14 protein-coding genes and 1 pseudogene are annotated in these 12,666 nt (G+C 71.8%); 11 read left to right on the top strand and 4 right to left on the bottom strand.

All coding sequences use genetic code 11. The annotated features are described in order from the left end of the window. Positions 1–2: 2 nt before the first annotated feature. Positions 3–809 (bottom strand): SGNH/GDSL hydrolase family protein, encoded by an 807-nt coding sequence (locus FDO69_RS05240; RefSeq protein WP_104778574.1) that lies wholly within the window; start codon positions 807–809, stop codon positions 3–5. Between the two features lie 337 nt (positions 810–1,146). On the opposite strand from FDO69_RS05240, the gene FDO69_RS05235 reads away from it, so the two are divergent. The 7 genes and pseudogenes from FDO69_RS05235 to FDO69_RS05205 all read left to right on the top strand — a co-directional run. Beyond that, positions 1,147–2,352, top strand: a complete 1,206-nt coding sequence (locus FDO69_RS05235; RefSeq protein ID WP_104778573.1) for a S8 family peptidase — start codon at positions 1,147–1,149, stop codon at positions 2,350–2,352. A gap of 494 nt (positions 2,353–2,846) precedes the next feature. Next, on the top strand, positions 2,847–3,668 hold the full coding sequence (locus tag FDO69_RS05230) for a glycosyltransferase family 2 protein (protein ID WP_104778572.1): 822 nt from the start codon (positions 2,847–2,849) through the stop codon (positions 3,666–3,668). Continuing rightward, the gene (locus FDO69_RS05225; RefSeq protein WP_104778571.1) at positions 3,665–4,681 is read left to right on the top strand and encodes a glycosyltransferase family 2 protein; all 1,017 of its coding nucleotides are present in this window, start codon (positions 3,665–3,667) and stop codon (positions 4,679–4,681) included. The genes FDO69_RS05230 and FDO69_RS05225 overlap by 4 nt, the downstream gene beginning before the upstream one ends. Continuing rightward, positions 4,674–5,474: a polysaccharide deacetylase family protein gene (locus FDO69_RS05220; protein WP_234387848.1), complete on the top strand. Its 801-nt coding sequence runs from the start codon at positions 4,674–4,676 to the stop codon at positions 5,472–5,474. The genes FDO69_RS05225 and FDO69_RS05220 overlap by 8 nt, the downstream gene beginning before the upstream one ends. 76 nt (positions 5,475–5,550) lie before the next feature. Continuing rightward, positions 5,551–6,645 carry a DUF5925 domain-containing protein gene (locus tag FDO69_RS05215; protein ID WP_104778887.1) on the top strand — a complete coding sequence of 365 codons (1,095 nt, stop codon included), beginning with the start codon at positions 5,551–5,553 and terminating at the stop codon, positions 6,643–6,645. Positions 6,646–6,806: 161 nt separating this feature from the next. Further along, the gene (locus FDO69_RS05210; RefSeq protein ID WP_104778570.1) at positions 6,807–7,202 is read left to right on the top strand and encodes a hypothetical protein; all 396 of its coding nucleotides are present in this window, start codon (positions 6,807–6,809) and stop codon (positions 7,200–7,202) included. 25 nt (positions 7,203–7,227) lie between these two features. Beyond that, positions 7,228–7,992, top strand: a pseudogene (locus tag FDO69_RS05205) (DUF72 domain-containing protein); the annotation flags it as partial. 131 nt (positions 7,993–8,123) lie between these two features. Here FDO69_RS05205 and FDO69_RS05200 read toward each other — a convergent pair. After that, entirely contained in the window at positions 8,124–8,501 is a 378-nt protein-coding gene (locus FDO69_RS05200; RefSeq protein ID WP_170320844.1) for a GntR family transcriptional regulator, read from the bottom strand. Positions 8,502–8,572: 71 nt separating this feature from the next. Here FDO69_RS05200 and FDO69_RS05195 point away from each other — a divergent pair, with 71 nt between their 5' ends. Both FDO69_RS05195 and FDO69_RS05190 read left to right on the top strand, forming a co-directional pair. Further along, positions 8,573–9,502: a GNAT family N-acetyltransferase gene (locus FDO69_RS05195; protein ID WP_104778568.1), complete on the top strand. Its 930-nt coding sequence runs from the start codon at positions 8,573–8,575 to the stop codon at positions 9,500–9,502. Beyond that, positions 9,483–10,004, top strand: a complete 522-nt coding sequence (locus FDO69_RS05190) for a ribonuclease FAU-1 family protein (protein WP_104778567.1) — start codon at positions 9,483–9,485, stop codon at positions 10,002–10,004. The genes FDO69_RS05195 and FDO69_RS05190 overlap by 20 nt, the downstream gene beginning before the upstream one ends. Here the strand turns inward: FDO69_RS05190 and FDO69_RS05185 are convergent. Then, positions 9,963–10,595, bottom strand: a complete 633-nt coding sequence (locus tag FDO69_RS05185) for a class I SAM-dependent methyltransferase (protein ID WP_104778566.1) — start codon at positions 10,593–10,595, stop codon at positions 9,963–9,965. The genes FDO69_RS05190 and FDO69_RS05185 overlap by 42 nt on opposite strands. Positions 10,596–10,734: 139 nt before the next feature. Between FDO69_RS05185 and FDO69_RS42650 the strand changes: the two genes are divergently transcribed. After that, positions 10,735–10,869: a hypothetical protein gene (locus FDO69_RS42650; RefSeq protein WP_104778565.1), complete on the top strand. Its 135-nt coding sequence runs from the start codon at positions 10,735–10,737 to the stop codon at positions 10,867–10,869. A 30-nt stretch (positions 10,870–10,899) separates the two neighbouring features. On the opposite strand, the gene FDO69_RS05175 is transcribed toward FDO69_RS42650, so the two are convergent. Beyond that, entirely contained in the window at positions 10,900–11,349 is a 450-nt protein-coding gene (locus FDO69_RS05175) for a GNAT family N-acetyltransferase (RefSeq protein ID WP_104778564.1), read from the bottom strand. Positions 11,350–11,530: 181 nt separating this feature from the next. Here FDO69_RS05175 and FDO69_RS05170 point away from each other — a divergent pair, with 181 nt between their 5' ends. Beyond that, positions 11,531–12,535, top strand: coding sequence for a lytic polysaccharide monooxygenase auxiliary activity family 9 protein (locus FDO69_RS05170; RefSeq protein ID WP_104778563.1), 1,005 nt, complete (start codon positions 11,531–11,533; stop codon positions 12,533–12,535). Positions 12,536–12,666: the final 131 nt, after the last annotated feature.

Below are 12,666 nucleotides of genomic sequence, written 5' to 3'. Positions count from 1 at the left end.
GGTCAGTCGTTGCTGTTGAGCACGGGCAGATAGCCGCCGGACTGGCCGGGGGCCTTCGGGTGGTACGACTCGCCGATGTTGAGCCAGCTGACGCTGTGCAGCCAGGAGTCGCCGGAGCAGATCTCGTGGCCGGTGAAGGTGGCGCGGACGTCACCGAAGGCGAAGCCGTGGTCCGCGGCGCGCTTGGCGACGGCGGTGTCGAGGTAGTCGGAGGCGTCGTTGATGGCCTTGCGCTTGGTCTCGGACAGGCCGAGACAGGTGGTGCCGAGCTGGTAGAAGCGGGGGTAGCCGAGGACGACGACCCGGGCGGCGGGTGCCTTGGAGCGGATCGCCGAGTACACGCTGTCGAGCTTGCCGGGCAGCGTGGAGTCGACGTACGCCCGGGCGGTGTTGATACGCGAGACGCAGGCGCTGTCGGACTGGGTCACACAGGTCGTCATGACGTCGGCGAAGCCGGCGTCGTTGCCCCCGACAGTGATCGAGACGAGGGCGGTGGAGGCGCTGAGCGGAGTGAGCTGACTCGCCAGAACATCACTCGTTCGGGCGCCCGAGCAGGCGGTGAAGTCGAAGCTCGAGGGTGAGTGGGCGGCGGCCCAGAGGTAGGGGTACGCCTTGGTGCTGCGCTTGCAGTCGCCGCTGGAGCTGATGTAGCTGCCGGCTCCGACTCCGGAGGAGTAGGAGTCACCGAGGGCCACATAGCCGCCCGTTGCGGCGAGTGAGGACGCCTGCGCCGTCGCTGCCCCGGTGAGGGCGGTGCCGACGGCGAGGAGGAGCGAGCTCACGAGGACGACAAGTCGGGAACGTCTCATGGAACCTCCCTTTAGCAGGATCTCTGCCATAACCGTCGTAGCAGCTACGCGTGTTGACAGGAAGTGTCCATGCCAAGTCTTTTCGGCCTCTCCCCGGATGCCTGGCGCGTTCACCACGGCTCGTGTTACGCGCCGGACCTCTCTTGTTACGTGCCCATGACAGATTTGTTGACTGATGCTCAACTCTCTTGTTCTACGCCGGTAGTTGGTCGACGCTTTACTCCGGCCGGGAGCGGAACGCGACGCTCCTCGGCTCGTGTGCGCGGACACGCGCACACCCCCCACATGACGCGCGTCCCACCCTGGCGCGCGCCGCCTAGAGGAGGACTCCCTCGTAATGGCACAACTGCGTAGCAAGAGACTCGGGTTCGCCGCACTCACCTCGCTGGCGACCGCCGCCCTCGTGGGCGGGCTCACCACCCTTCCCGCCCAGGCCGCACCCGCCGAGGGGCGGGTGCTCGCCGCGGACTCCCCGACCGCGATCAAGGACAGCTACCTCGTCACGCTCAAGAAGAGCGCGGGCCTCAAGGCGTCCTCGGCCGCGGGCAAGGGCCTGGTGAAGGAGTACGGCGGCTCGGTCGACAAGACGTTCGGCACGGCGCTGAACGGCTGGTCCGCCACCCTCTCCGCCACCGAGGCCCGGCGGCTGGCCGCCGACCCTGCGGTGGCCTCCGTCGAGCAGAACCAGCGCGTCACGCTCGCCGCCACCCAGACCAACGCCCCGTGGGGCCTGGACCGCATCGACCAGGCCTCGCTGCCGCTGTCCGGCACCTACACCTACCCGGACAGCGCGGGCAGCGGTGTGACGGTCTATGTGATCGACACCGGCGTGCGCATCACCCACCAGCAGATCAGCGGCCGTGCCTCACACGGCTACGACGCCGTCGACGGTGACAACGACGCCTCCGACGGCAACGGCCACGGCACCCACGTCGCCACCACGATCGCGGGCTCGACCTACGGCGTGGCCAAGAAGGCGAAGATCGTGGGTGTGCGCGTGCTGAACAACAGCGGCTCCGGCACCACGGCCGGCGTGATCGCGGGCATCGACTGGGTGACGAAGAACCACTCCGGCCCCTCGGTCGCCAACATGTCGCTCGGCGGCGGCGCCTCCGCGACCCTGGACACGGCGGTCCGCAACTCCATAGCCGGCGGTGTCACGTACGCCGTCGCCGCGGGCAACAGCAGCACCTCCGCCTCCTCGTCCTCCCCGGCCCGGGTCGCCGAGGCCATCACGGTCGGCGCCACCACCAGCACGGACGCCAAGGCGAGCTACTCCAACTACGGCTCCGCCCTGGACATCTTCGCGCCCGGCTCGTCGATCACGGCCGGCTGGCACACCAGCGACACCGCGACCAACACCATCTCCGGCACCTCGATGGCGACCCCGCACGTCGCGGGCGCGGCGGCGGTCTACCTGGCGGGTCACACCTCGTCGACCCCGGCGCAGGTCGCGACGGCCCTGGTGAACGGCGCCGTCACCGGCAAGGTCACCAGCGCGGGGTCCGGTTCGCCGAACCGCCTGCTGCAGATCGTCCCGTGACGAACGCCCGCATCAGCACCTGAACACACGTTCCCCGGAGGCCCTGATCGCTTCCGGGGAACGCATGTTTATACGACGGGAACGTGCAACTTGCGTCGCACGAGCGGTCCCTCGCAACGACCAAACCAACAAAAACGTGAGAGGCCGTTCCAGGTCTTGCCATACGGGTTCAATCGTCAATACCGTCATACATCTCACCCGCATCGGTCCGTAGTACGCGGCTCTAGGGGAGGGCTCAAGGACCGCGACGAACCGGCGCGGGGCGCGGTAGGGGGGTGCCGTGCTCGGTGACCGCAATGGTCTCCGGGCCGTGCCGCGCGGTCGGCTGCCGTTTTTGCGGCCGGCCAGCTTTGCCAGCTCACCCGGCGTGCCGGAGCGTCATCCCGGCCTGCCTCGCCATCTCGGCGTGCCTCGGGTGAGAACCCCCCTTTCGAACCGGACTGGATCCGGACTGCCCTGGGGGGGCGGTCCACCGGACGAGAGGGACCAGACTCATGAGCTCAGTTCTGCAGCCGGCCGCGACGCAGCAGCGTCCGCCGACCGCCTCCAAGTACCGGCCCGTCTCCTCTCACCTGGCCATCGCGCCGCCGGTGAGCGTGGTCATCCCGGCGATGAACGAGGCGGAGAACCTGCCGTACGTCTTCAAGACCCTGCCCGACTGGATACATGAAGTGGTCCTGGTCGACGGCAACTCCACCGACAACACCGTCGAGGTGGCCCGCGAGCTGTGGCCCGAGGTGAAGGTCGTCGAGCAGCGCGGCAAGGGCAAGGGCGACGCCCTGATCACCGGGTTCCAGGCCTGCACCGGCGACATCATCGTGATGGTCGACGCGGACGGCTCGGCGGACGGCGGGGAGATCCTCAGCTACGTCTCCGCCCTGCTCTCCGGCGCGGACTTCGCCAAGGGCTCCCGCTTCGCCAACGGCGGCGGCACCGACGACATGACCTTCATCCGCAAGATGGGCAACTGGGCGCTGTGCACGGCCGTCAACCGCAAGTTCGGAGCCCGCTACACCGACCTGTGCTACGGCTACAACGCGTTCTGGCGGCACTGCCTCGACAAGATCGACCTCGACTGCACCGGCTTCGAGGTCGAGACCCTGATGAACATCCGGGTCGTCAAGGCCGGCCTCAAGGTGCAGGAGATCCCGAGCCACGAGTACCTGCGCATCCACGGCGTGAGCAATCTGCGGGCCGTGCGGGACGGGCTGCGCGTGCTGAAGGTGATCCTTCAGGAACGCTCCAACCGCCGTGCGCTGCGCCGCCGTTCGCCCCGGTCGTCGATGCCGGCCGCGATGCGGGGAGAGGTGTCTTGAGCGGTCCCGGCATCTCCGTCGTGATCTGCGCGTACACCGAGGACCGCTGGGAGGACATCCTCGCGGCGGTCTCCTCGGTCCGCGCGCAGTCGCGGCCGGCCCTGGAGACGCTGCTGGTCGTCGATCACAACGACACGCTCCGGGAGCGTCTGGCCAAGGAGTACAAGGAACACCAGGAGCACACGGAGACCGCCGACGGTGCCGTGGTGCGGGTGCTCGCCAACGCGGGCCCCCGCGGCCTGTCCGCCGGCCGCAACACCGGCATCGCCGCGGCCCGGGGCGAGGTCGTGGCCTTCCTCGACGACGACGCCGTCGCCGAGCGCGACTGGCTGCGGCACTTCGCCGAGGCGTACACCGACCCGCGGGTGATGGCGGTCGGCGGGCGCACGGAGCCGGTCTGGGCGTCCGGACGGCGGCCCGACTGGTTCCCGGAGGAGTTCGACTGGGTCGTGGGCTGCACCTACCGGGGCCTGCCGCGCGGCCGGGTCCGGGTGCGCAACGTACTCGGCGGCAACGCCTCGTTCCGGCGCAGCGCCTTCGACGCGGCGGGCGGTTTCGCCACCGGCATCGGCAGGGACGGCGACAAACGCCCGCTGGGCTGCGAGGAGACGGAACTGTGCATCCGGCTGTCCCGGGCCCGGCCGGACGCGGTCCTGCTGATCGACGACCGGGCGGTCATCCACCACCGGGTGCCCGAGGTCCGCGAGCACTTCCGGTACTTCCGCAGCCGCGCCTGGGCCGAGGGCCTGTCCAAGGCCCTGGTGGCCCGGAGCGTCGGGGCGGAGAAGGGGCTGGAGTCGGAGCGCCGGTACGCCACGCGGGTCCTGCCCGCCGGAGTGGCCCGGGGCCTGCGGGACGCCCTGCTGGCCCGGTCGGGCGGTGCGGGACGGGCCGGCGCGATCGTGGCCGGGGTGCTGACTGCGGCGGGCGGTTACGTCGTCGGCAGCGTCCGGGCGCGCCGGGGCGGGACCACGTTCCGGGTGCCCGAAGTGGAGGTGACGGCCCGTGAGTGACGCCCGCGTCCCGATCCTCATGTACCACGCGGTCGCGACCGACCCGAACGAGGAGACGCGCGCCCTGTCCGTGACCCCGGAGGCGTTCGCCGAGCAGATGGCGGTGCTCGACGACCGGGGGCTCACACCGCTCACCACGGCCGCACTGGCGGCGTGCTGGCGCTCCGGCCGCGCGCTGCCCGAGCGGCCGGTCCTGATCACCTTCGACGACGGCTACGAGGGCGTGCACCGGCACGCCCTCCCCGCGCTCGCCAAGCACGGCTTCCCGGCCACCCTGTTCGTCTCGACCGGGTGGCTCAAGGGGCCGTACGACACCGGCGGCGGCCTGGACACCATGCTGGACTGGGGCCAGGTCCGCGCACTCGCGGCGGCCGGAGTCGAGATCGGCGGGCACAGCCACAGCCACCCGCAGCTCGACCAGGTATCCGACGCCACCCTGCGGTTCGAGCTGATCCACTCCAAGGAGATCGTCTCGGACCAACTGGGCTCCGTACCCGCCTCTTTCGCCTACCCCTACGGCTACTCCAGCCGCCGGGTCCGGCAGGCGGTGCGCGAGACGGGCTGGGCCCAGGCCCTCGCCGTCGGCAACGGCCTCGCGCGGCGCGCGCAGGGGCCGTACGCGCTGCGACGGGTGACGGTGCGCCGCAGCACGGGAATCGAGGAGTTCGAGCGGATGATCGACGGGCGCGCGATCGCCCGTACGTTCGCCGCGGACCGTGCCCTGACCAAGGGGTACGCCGTGGTCCGCCGGGCCCGGCGGGCGCGCCGGCTGGTCTCCCGCGCCGGGGCCTGACCAGCACAGGGCCGACATGCCGCGTGCACGCGGAAACCGGGTGCACGCGGCGTCCCCGTGCCGGATCATGGCGGGCATGTCTGGAAACCCGCACGAGGCGCTGCCGATCCGGCTCAACGTCGACGACTCCGACTCCCCGTCCGACGTCGTCGACGCGCTGTTCCTCGGCCGCTTCGCGACGGGCGAGCAGCCGTACTCCCACGCGGTGAACATCGACCGCGTGCGGTCCGGGGCGACGCTGATGCCACCGGGTGCCCGGGTGCTGCGCGTCGCCCGGGACGACGACCGCAGCGCGACCCTCGCCGAGGGCGACGGCTGGACGCTGCTGGTCTCCCGCTGGAACCGGGGCGCCGACGTCACCGTCACGGCGACCGGCGAGGAGCTCGCGAAGAAGATCCTCGACCAGGCCACGGACGGCGCGGCGGACGAACCCGAACCGCAGCCGGAGAACGTCACGATGGGCTTCTGGTACGTCTCCCCGCGCCGCGGCCCGCATCGCACCACCCGCCAGATCGCGGCGGGCACCTGGGACGAGGTCCGGCCCAACTACACCGCGCCGGTGGCGGACGCCATGGACCGCCTGATGAAGACGACCCCGGAGGACATCGCGGGCCGGCTGCTCCTGCTGCACGGCCCGCCGGGCACCGGCAAGACCTCGGCGCTGCGCACCCTGGCCCGCTCCTGGCGCGACTGGTGTCAGGTGGACTGCGTCCTGGACCCCGAGCGGCTCTTCTCCGACGTCGGCTATCTCATGGACATCGCCATCGGCGAGGAGGACGCGACGGGCAAGGGCCGCTGGCGGCTGCTGCTCCTGGAGGACTGCGACGAGCTGATCCGCGGCGAGGCCAAGCACACGGCCGGCCAGGCCCTGTCGAGGCTGCTGAACCTGACGGACGGCCTGCTCGGCCAGGGCCGCAACGTCCTGGTCGGCGTCACGACCAACGAGGACCTGGAGCGCCTGCACCCGGCCGTGGTCCGTCCGGGCCGCTGCCTCGCCCGGATCGAGGTCGGCCCGCTGACCCGCTCCGAGGCGGTGAACTGGCTGGGCCAGGAGGACGGCGTCGGCCGTGAGGGCGCGACGCTGGCGGAGCTGTACGCGCTGCGCCGGGGCACGTCCCCGACGTCCCTGCCGGAGCCGCGCGGGGGCGTGGACGCGGGGCTTTATCTGTAGCGGCGTCAACCGCCGGGGTCTGTGGCGGGTCGACCGCCGGGATCCGTAGCGGGGTCCCCCGTCGGTTCCGGTCACAACCGCCTCTCACCCGCCTGTTACCCAGGCGTGCCAAGGTGTGCGGCGGAGCGACGCCGAGCTCCGCATGGACCAGGGAGGCTCTGATGGCGCACCCGGCGCCCACCGTGTTCAGCGAACCCGCCCACCGTCTCGCGCGATGGGTCCTGCCCGTCGTGCTCGGTGTCGTCTACGGCAACTGGGTCGCGGTGAACCGGCGTCACGGCGGTCCGATCACCGGGCCGGACGTGGCGTCGGGTGTGTGGAGCGCGCTCGCCTTCATGGCCCTCTGCATCGCCGTGGTCCAGGCGACCCGGCGTCTCAGGCGCGACCTGCACGCCCTGCACGCCCTGCTCCGGGCCGCGTTCGCCGGTACCGCACTGGGCTTCCTCTACAGCCAGACCGGCGACGACGTCCGTCCCGTGGTCATCACATCGGTGCTGGTCACGGCGGCCGTCTTCCTGCTGTTGTTCTACCGCTTCCACACGCGCGCCGACGCGTAGCGGGGCCCGGTGCTTTGATAGGGGTATGACCCTGTTCGTCGGCACGTCCGGGTGGCAGTACAAGGACTGGCGGGACGTCCTGTACCCGTCCGGGCTGCCGATGCGGCTGTGGCTGGAGGAGTACACGGGGCACTTCGCCACCGTCGAGATCAACAACGCCTTCTACCGGCTGCCGGCCCGGGAGACGTTCGAGGACTGGCGGCGGAGGGTGCCCGGTGACTTCGTCGTCGCGGTCAAGGCGAGTCGCTATCTGACCCACATCAAGCGGCTGAAGGAACCCGAGGAGCCGGTGCACCGCCTGATGAGCCACGCGGCGGGCCTCGGCGACCGCCTCGGTCCGGTCCTGCTCCAGCTCCCGCCCACGCTGCGCGCCGACCCGGGCCTGCTGGACGCTTGCCTGGCCTGCTTCCCGGCCACGACCCGGGTCGCGGTCGAGCCGCGCCACGACTCCTGGTGGACACCGGAGGTCCGCCGCGTCCTGGAGTCCCGACGCGCCGCCCTGTGCTGGGCCGACATCCTGGCCCGCCCGGCGACGCCGCTGTGGCGCACCGCCGACTGGGGCTACGTCCGCTTCCACCAGGGCCGCGCCGAGCCCTGGCCGCGCTACGGCCGGCGCTCGCTGGCCACCTGGCTCGACCGCATCGCCACGACCTGGACCGACGGCGAGGACGTCTACGCGTACTTCAACAACGACCCGGGCGGCGCGGCGGTGGCGGACGCGACGGCGTTCGCACGGGCGGGCAGGTCGGCGGGGCTGGACATCACACGCACCCCGGAGCGACTGACGCGGCCGTCGGGTCGGGGCACTCGCCAGGCCTCGCGGGACGCGAGCGGGCAGACGGACTCCCGCAGCCCCCGGCGAGCGCCCGGAGCCGGCCTGCCGTGCGGATCAAGCCCCACCGGCGTCGGCGACGCTCGTGATCACTGCATCTGGTCCCCGTAGGCCGCCCGCAGGGCGTCCCGGATCGCGGCGAGCGCGACCTCCTCGCCCAGCCCGAGCCGCCTGGCCCGCTCCACATAGACCTGTGCGGCCGAGGCCAGCTCGCGGTCCGCCGCCGATCCGGCCGCGGCGACGAACGTGCCGTTGCGGCCCCGCGTCTCGATCACCCCGTCCGCCTCCAGCGCCCGGTACGCCTTGGCGACCGTGTTCGCGGCGAGGCCCAGCGACTCGGCCAGCCCCCGCACGGTCGGCAGCCGGTAGCCCACGGGCAGCGCACCGGACCGCGCCTGCTCGGAGATCCGCGCCCTCACCTGCTCGTAGGGCGGGGCACTGTCGTCGATGTCGATCTTCAAGGTCACAGGCCGATTGTCGCGCACCGGGCGGAAAATGAGAGGCACCCCGGACGGCTCCACGCGTAGCGTGCGCCCTCATGACCGTGATCGTGCGCGACCTGCGTCCCGACGTCCGAGCCGATGCCGAGGGGTTCTCCGACACCCGCCGCCTCGCCCTGCCCTACATGTTGTCCACCCCCGAATCGGTGGTGCACACCCTGACGCACGTCCACCCGGACGCCCATTTCGGGCAGCTCATCGCCGAGGAGGACGGCGAGATCATCGGCACCGCCCAGGTCAGCGTCGCCCACGACAGCCCGGAACCCGGCCAGGGCTCGGCCAACATCTATGTACGCCCCGACCGCAGGAACCGCGGCGCCGGTTCGCTGCTGCTGCGTACGGCGCAGGAGCGCCTGGGCCGCCTGGGCGTCACGAAGCTCTTCGCCTGGGTCCTGGACGAGCCGGACAACCGCGCCTTCGCCGAGCGCCACGGCTTCCGGGCCAGCCGCTCCGCCTGGTTCCTGCGACTGGACCTGGCGGGCGGCACGCTCCCGCCCCGGCAGGAGCCACCGTCCGGCGTCGAGTTGCGCACGGCCGCCGACTTCGCGGACGACCCGCGCCCCGTGTTCGAACTGGACGCGGCGACGTCGTCCGACGAACCGAGCGACATCGACGTGGAGTTCACGGACTACGAGGCCTGGCTCGAGGAACACTGGAAGCACCCGCTACTGAACCGCGACCTGACCACCGTCGCGCTCGTCGACGGCCGGCCCGCCGCCTTCAGCGTGGCCTACACGGACGGCGACTCCCGCTACGCCACCGCGATGACCGGCACCGCCCGGGAGTTCCGCGGCCGAGGTCTGGCGAAGCTCGCCAAGAACGACTCGCTGCACCGCGCCCGCGCGGCGGGGTGCACGGAGGCGTTCACCGGCAACGACACGGGGAACGAGCCGATGATCGCCATCAACAAGTGGTTCGGCTATGAGATCTGCGCGAAGGAAGTGCGTTATGTCCGCGAACTCGGCTGACCGGAACCCGCAGCCGGCCGACAGGAACCCGCAGCTGGACGTCGTCCTCGTCAAGGCGGGCCGCACGAAGATCCGTTACAGCGGCGAGCTGCTGGCGGACGACGGCACGCGCGTGGCGGTCCGCGCCGCGTGGGCGGGCTCCGGTGTCCGCGACTTCGGGTTCGTCCGCTTCGAGCCCGGTGACGTCTTCACGGAGTACTACTGGCGCGACCGGTGGTACGCGGTGAAGGAGGTCCGCTCCGGCACGGGCGCGCTGAAGGGCTGGTACTGCGACGTCACCCGCCCCGCCCGGCGCTCCGGCCCGGAGCTGGTGGTGGAGGATCTCGACCTCGACCTGTGGCGCTCGGCTGACGGCACGGACGTGCGGCGCCTGGACGAGGACGAGTTCGCCGAGAGCGGCCTCGGCGAGTCGGACCCGGAGGCGGCGTCCGCCGCGCTGGCCGCGCTCGACGAACTGGAGTCACTGGCCCGCGGCGACGGCTTCGCGGCCCTCCTGGCCTGAGCCGCCGGTCTCCGCGACCACCGCGTACCGCTCGTCCGTCACCGGCCCGCCCCACAGCAGCGGATCGTCCGAGAGCCGCTGCACACGCACCTGCCCGGCGAGCGGGGCGAGCAGGCCGGTGAGCCGCCCGACGGGTATGCCGACCGGCTCGATGCTCCCCCACACGCCCTCGACCAGCACCAGCCGCCCGCCCGGCCGCAGCAGTCCGCGCCAGTGCCCGAGGGCGCGGGCGGGGTCGGGCAGGGCCCACAGGACGTGCCGGACGAGCACGGCGTCGAAGCGCTGCTCCCCGACCGGCGGCGCCGCGGCGTCACCGACGAGGAACACGGCGTCGCGCCCGGCGAGTTTTTCCCGGGCGAGCGTCACCATCGCCGGGGAGAGGTCCACGCCCGTCACGCGATGCCCCTGCTCGGACGCGAGGAGTGACAGACTGCCGGTGCCGCAGCCGAGATCGAGTACGTCGCCCGCGCGCCCCGGCAGCCAGTCGCGCAGCCGCCCGTCCCAGGCGCGACGCACCACGGGGTCGCGCAGGCCGTGGTCCGGCTCCTCGTCGAAGGAGGCGGCCTCGGCGTCCCAGTCCACGTTCGTCATGGACCCCAGAGTGACACCCGCCACTGACAACCGAATCGTGACGGCCGCCACTGACAGACCAGGAGCGATGAGTAACCCTCCCCCGAAAGGTCTACCTCCGTGAGAACGCGGAACCCGGTAGCCCCTTAAGGAGGCAGTCATGCGCCGTGTGACCGTGCAGAAGCCCCTGAAGAAGTCGGACGTCCGCCGGGTCCGCGAGGAGGCCGACGAGCGTCCCGCCGGGCGCCCGGAGGTCCGCAAGGACATCGCACGCACCTGGTGGCCGGACGCCTGAGCGGCCGGTGCCGGTCATGAGACGCAACGCTCAGAGCAGCCGTTTGCGGTAGTGGACGCGGTCGTAGGGCCCGTCCACGCGGCGCTCCACGAGTTCGTAGCCGTACTTCGGATAGATCCGCTGGTTCTCCCACATCAGTGCGTTCGTGTAGAGCCTCACCTCGGGCAGGCCGAGCGTACGCGCGTGTGCGTCCACGAACCGGAGCAGTCGCCGCCCCACTCCCCTGCCGTGCGCGGCGGGGCGGACGGCGATGGTGTCGAGGAAGAGGTGGTCGTCGAACGCCTCGACCACGACGAGCCCGGTCACCGGATCGCCCGTCACGAACACCTTGCCCGCGGCCACGTTCGCCGCGTGGTCCTCCTCCATGGGCTGGGGCACCCGCCCGATGCGCTCGATGTAGGGGCGGAAGGCCGCGTCGACCACCTCCGCGACGACCGGTACGTCGGCGGCGCGGGCCGGTCGGATCTCCTCGTCTGCCATGACGCGACGGTAATACCTGATGCCAGTCCGAACACTCCCTTAAGCGGGCCATAAGGATCTCCTCCACCCGCCCTCAGCAGGCGATTTCACGGTTCTCAGGGGCTAGCTTCGAAGCACCCCACGGGATTCCGGACCGCGTCGGCCCGGACCTGCCCCATGCACCGTTTCGAGGAGTTCCCGCATGCCCGCACGCCGCAAGGTCGCCTCCGTCGCCGCCCTCGGCAGCCTCCCGCTCGCCCTGACCGCGCTGACCGCCGCCCCGGCCGCCGCGCACGGTTCGATGGGCGCCCCGGTCAGCCGGGTCTCGCAGTGCTACGCCGAGGGCCCCGAGAGCCCGAAGTCGGCCGCGTGCAAGGCGGCGGTCGCGGCGGGCGGCACCCAGGCCCTCTACGACTGGAACGGCATCCGCATCGGCGACGCGGGCGGCCGGCACCGGCAGCTCATACCGGACGGCAAGCTCTGCAGCGCGAACAGCGCGGAGTTCAAGGGCCTCGACCTCCCTCGCGCCGACTGGCCCGCGACCGCCGTCCGCAGCGGCCCGCACACCTTCAAGTACCGCGTGACGGCCCCGCACAAGGGCACGTTCAAGGTGTACCTCACCAAGCCCGGCTACGACCCGGCCAAGCCGCTCGCCTGGAAGGACCTGGATCTCGCGCACCCGGTCGCGACGTCCACCGACCCGGCCGCCACCGGCGGTTTCTACACTTTCTCCGGCAAACTGCCCCAGCGCTCCGGCAAGCACCTGCTGTACGCGGTCTGGCAGCGGTCGGACAGTCCGGAGGCGTTCTACTCCTGCTCGGACGTCAGCTTCGGCGGCGGTGGCGGCGCGGCGGGCGGCGCGGCTCCGGCCCCGTCCGCCTCCGCTCCCAGCGAGAAGCAGATCGAGGACGGCAACGACAGGTCGACCATCGAGCACCACGGGCACGGCGACGACGACCCCCGCACCTCCGCGGCGCCGGCCGCGGCTCCCAAGAAGAAGGCCACTGCGGACCGGGCGAGGGCCGCCGCACCGGCGCCGAACCGGCCGAAGGCGGCCGGTGCCACGGAGAACCTCGCCGAGACCGGCGGTGACGCCACCACCCCGTACCTCGCGATCGGTGGTGCGGCAGCGCTGGCGCTGGGCGCCTCGGCCCTGTTCCTGTCCGCCCGGCGCCGGACGGTGAGCGGCGGCCGGCACGACCGCTGACCCCACCGCCCCACGCTTCGGGGCCTGTCCGGCGGCTCAGGCCGGACAGGCCCCGAAACGTTCCTCCGACGCGTGCAACCGATAACACGTGTCAACCGGTTGCACATGTCGATCGGTTGCACGTGTCGATC

The organism is Streptomyces tibetensis, assembly GCF_007655005.1.
In the GTDB taxonomy this organism is placed as follows: domain Bacteria; phylum Actinomycetota; class Actinomycetes; order Streptomycetales; family Streptomycetaceae; genus Streptomyces; species Streptomyces tibetensis.
Note: the sequence above shows the minus strand (reverse complement) of the source record. Positions and strands in the feature narration are given on the sequence as shown.

Excerpts from the sequence above, each read along its gene's own strand:
- FDO69_RS05240 (WP_104778574.1), bottom strand. The coding sequence starts at position 809 with ATGAGACGTTCCCGACTTGTCGTCCTCGTGAGCTCGCTCCTCCTCGCC.
- FDO69_RS05235 (WP_104778573.1), top strand. The coding sequence starts at position 1,147 with ATGGCACAACTGCGTAGCAAGAGACTCGGGTTCGCCGCACTCACCTCG.
- FDO69_RS05230 (WP_104778572.1), top strand. The coding sequence starts at position 2,847 with ATGAGCTCAGTTCTGCAGCCGGCCGCGACGCAGCAGCGTCCGCCGACC.
- FDO69_RS05215 (WP_104778887.1), top strand. The coding sequence starts at position 5,551 with ATGTCTGGAAACCCGCACGAGGCGCTGCCGATCCGGCTCAACGTCGAC.
- FDO69_RS05210 (WP_104778570.1), top strand. The coding sequence starts at position 6,807 with ATGGCGCACCCGGCGCCCACCGTGTTCAGCGAACCCGCCCACCGTCTC.
- FDO69_RS05195 (WP_104778568.1), top strand. The coding sequence starts at position 8,573 with ATGACCGTGATCGTGCGCGACCTGCGTCCCGACGTCCGAGCCGATGCC.
- FDO69_RS05190 (WP_104778567.1), top strand. The coding sequence starts at position 9,483 with ATGTCCGCGAACTCGGCTGACCGGAACCCGCAGCCGGCCGACAGGAAC.
- FDO69_RS05185 (WP_104778566.1), bottom strand. The coding sequence starts at position 10,595 with ATGACGAACGTGGACTGGGACGCCGAGGCCGCCTCCTTCGACGAGGAG.
- FDO69_RS42650 (WP_104778565.1), top strand. The coding sequence starts at position 10,735 with ATGCGCCGTGTGACCGTGCAGAAGCCCCTGAAGAAGTCGGACGTCCGC.
- FDO69_RS05175 (WP_104778564.1), bottom strand. The coding sequence starts at position 11,349 with ATGGCAGACGAGGAGATCCGACCGGCCCGCGCCGCCGACGTACCGGTC.
- FDO69_RS05170 (WP_104778563.1), top strand. The coding sequence starts at position 11,531 with ATGCCCGCACGCCGCAAGGTCGCCTCCGTCGCCGCCCTCGGCAGCCTC.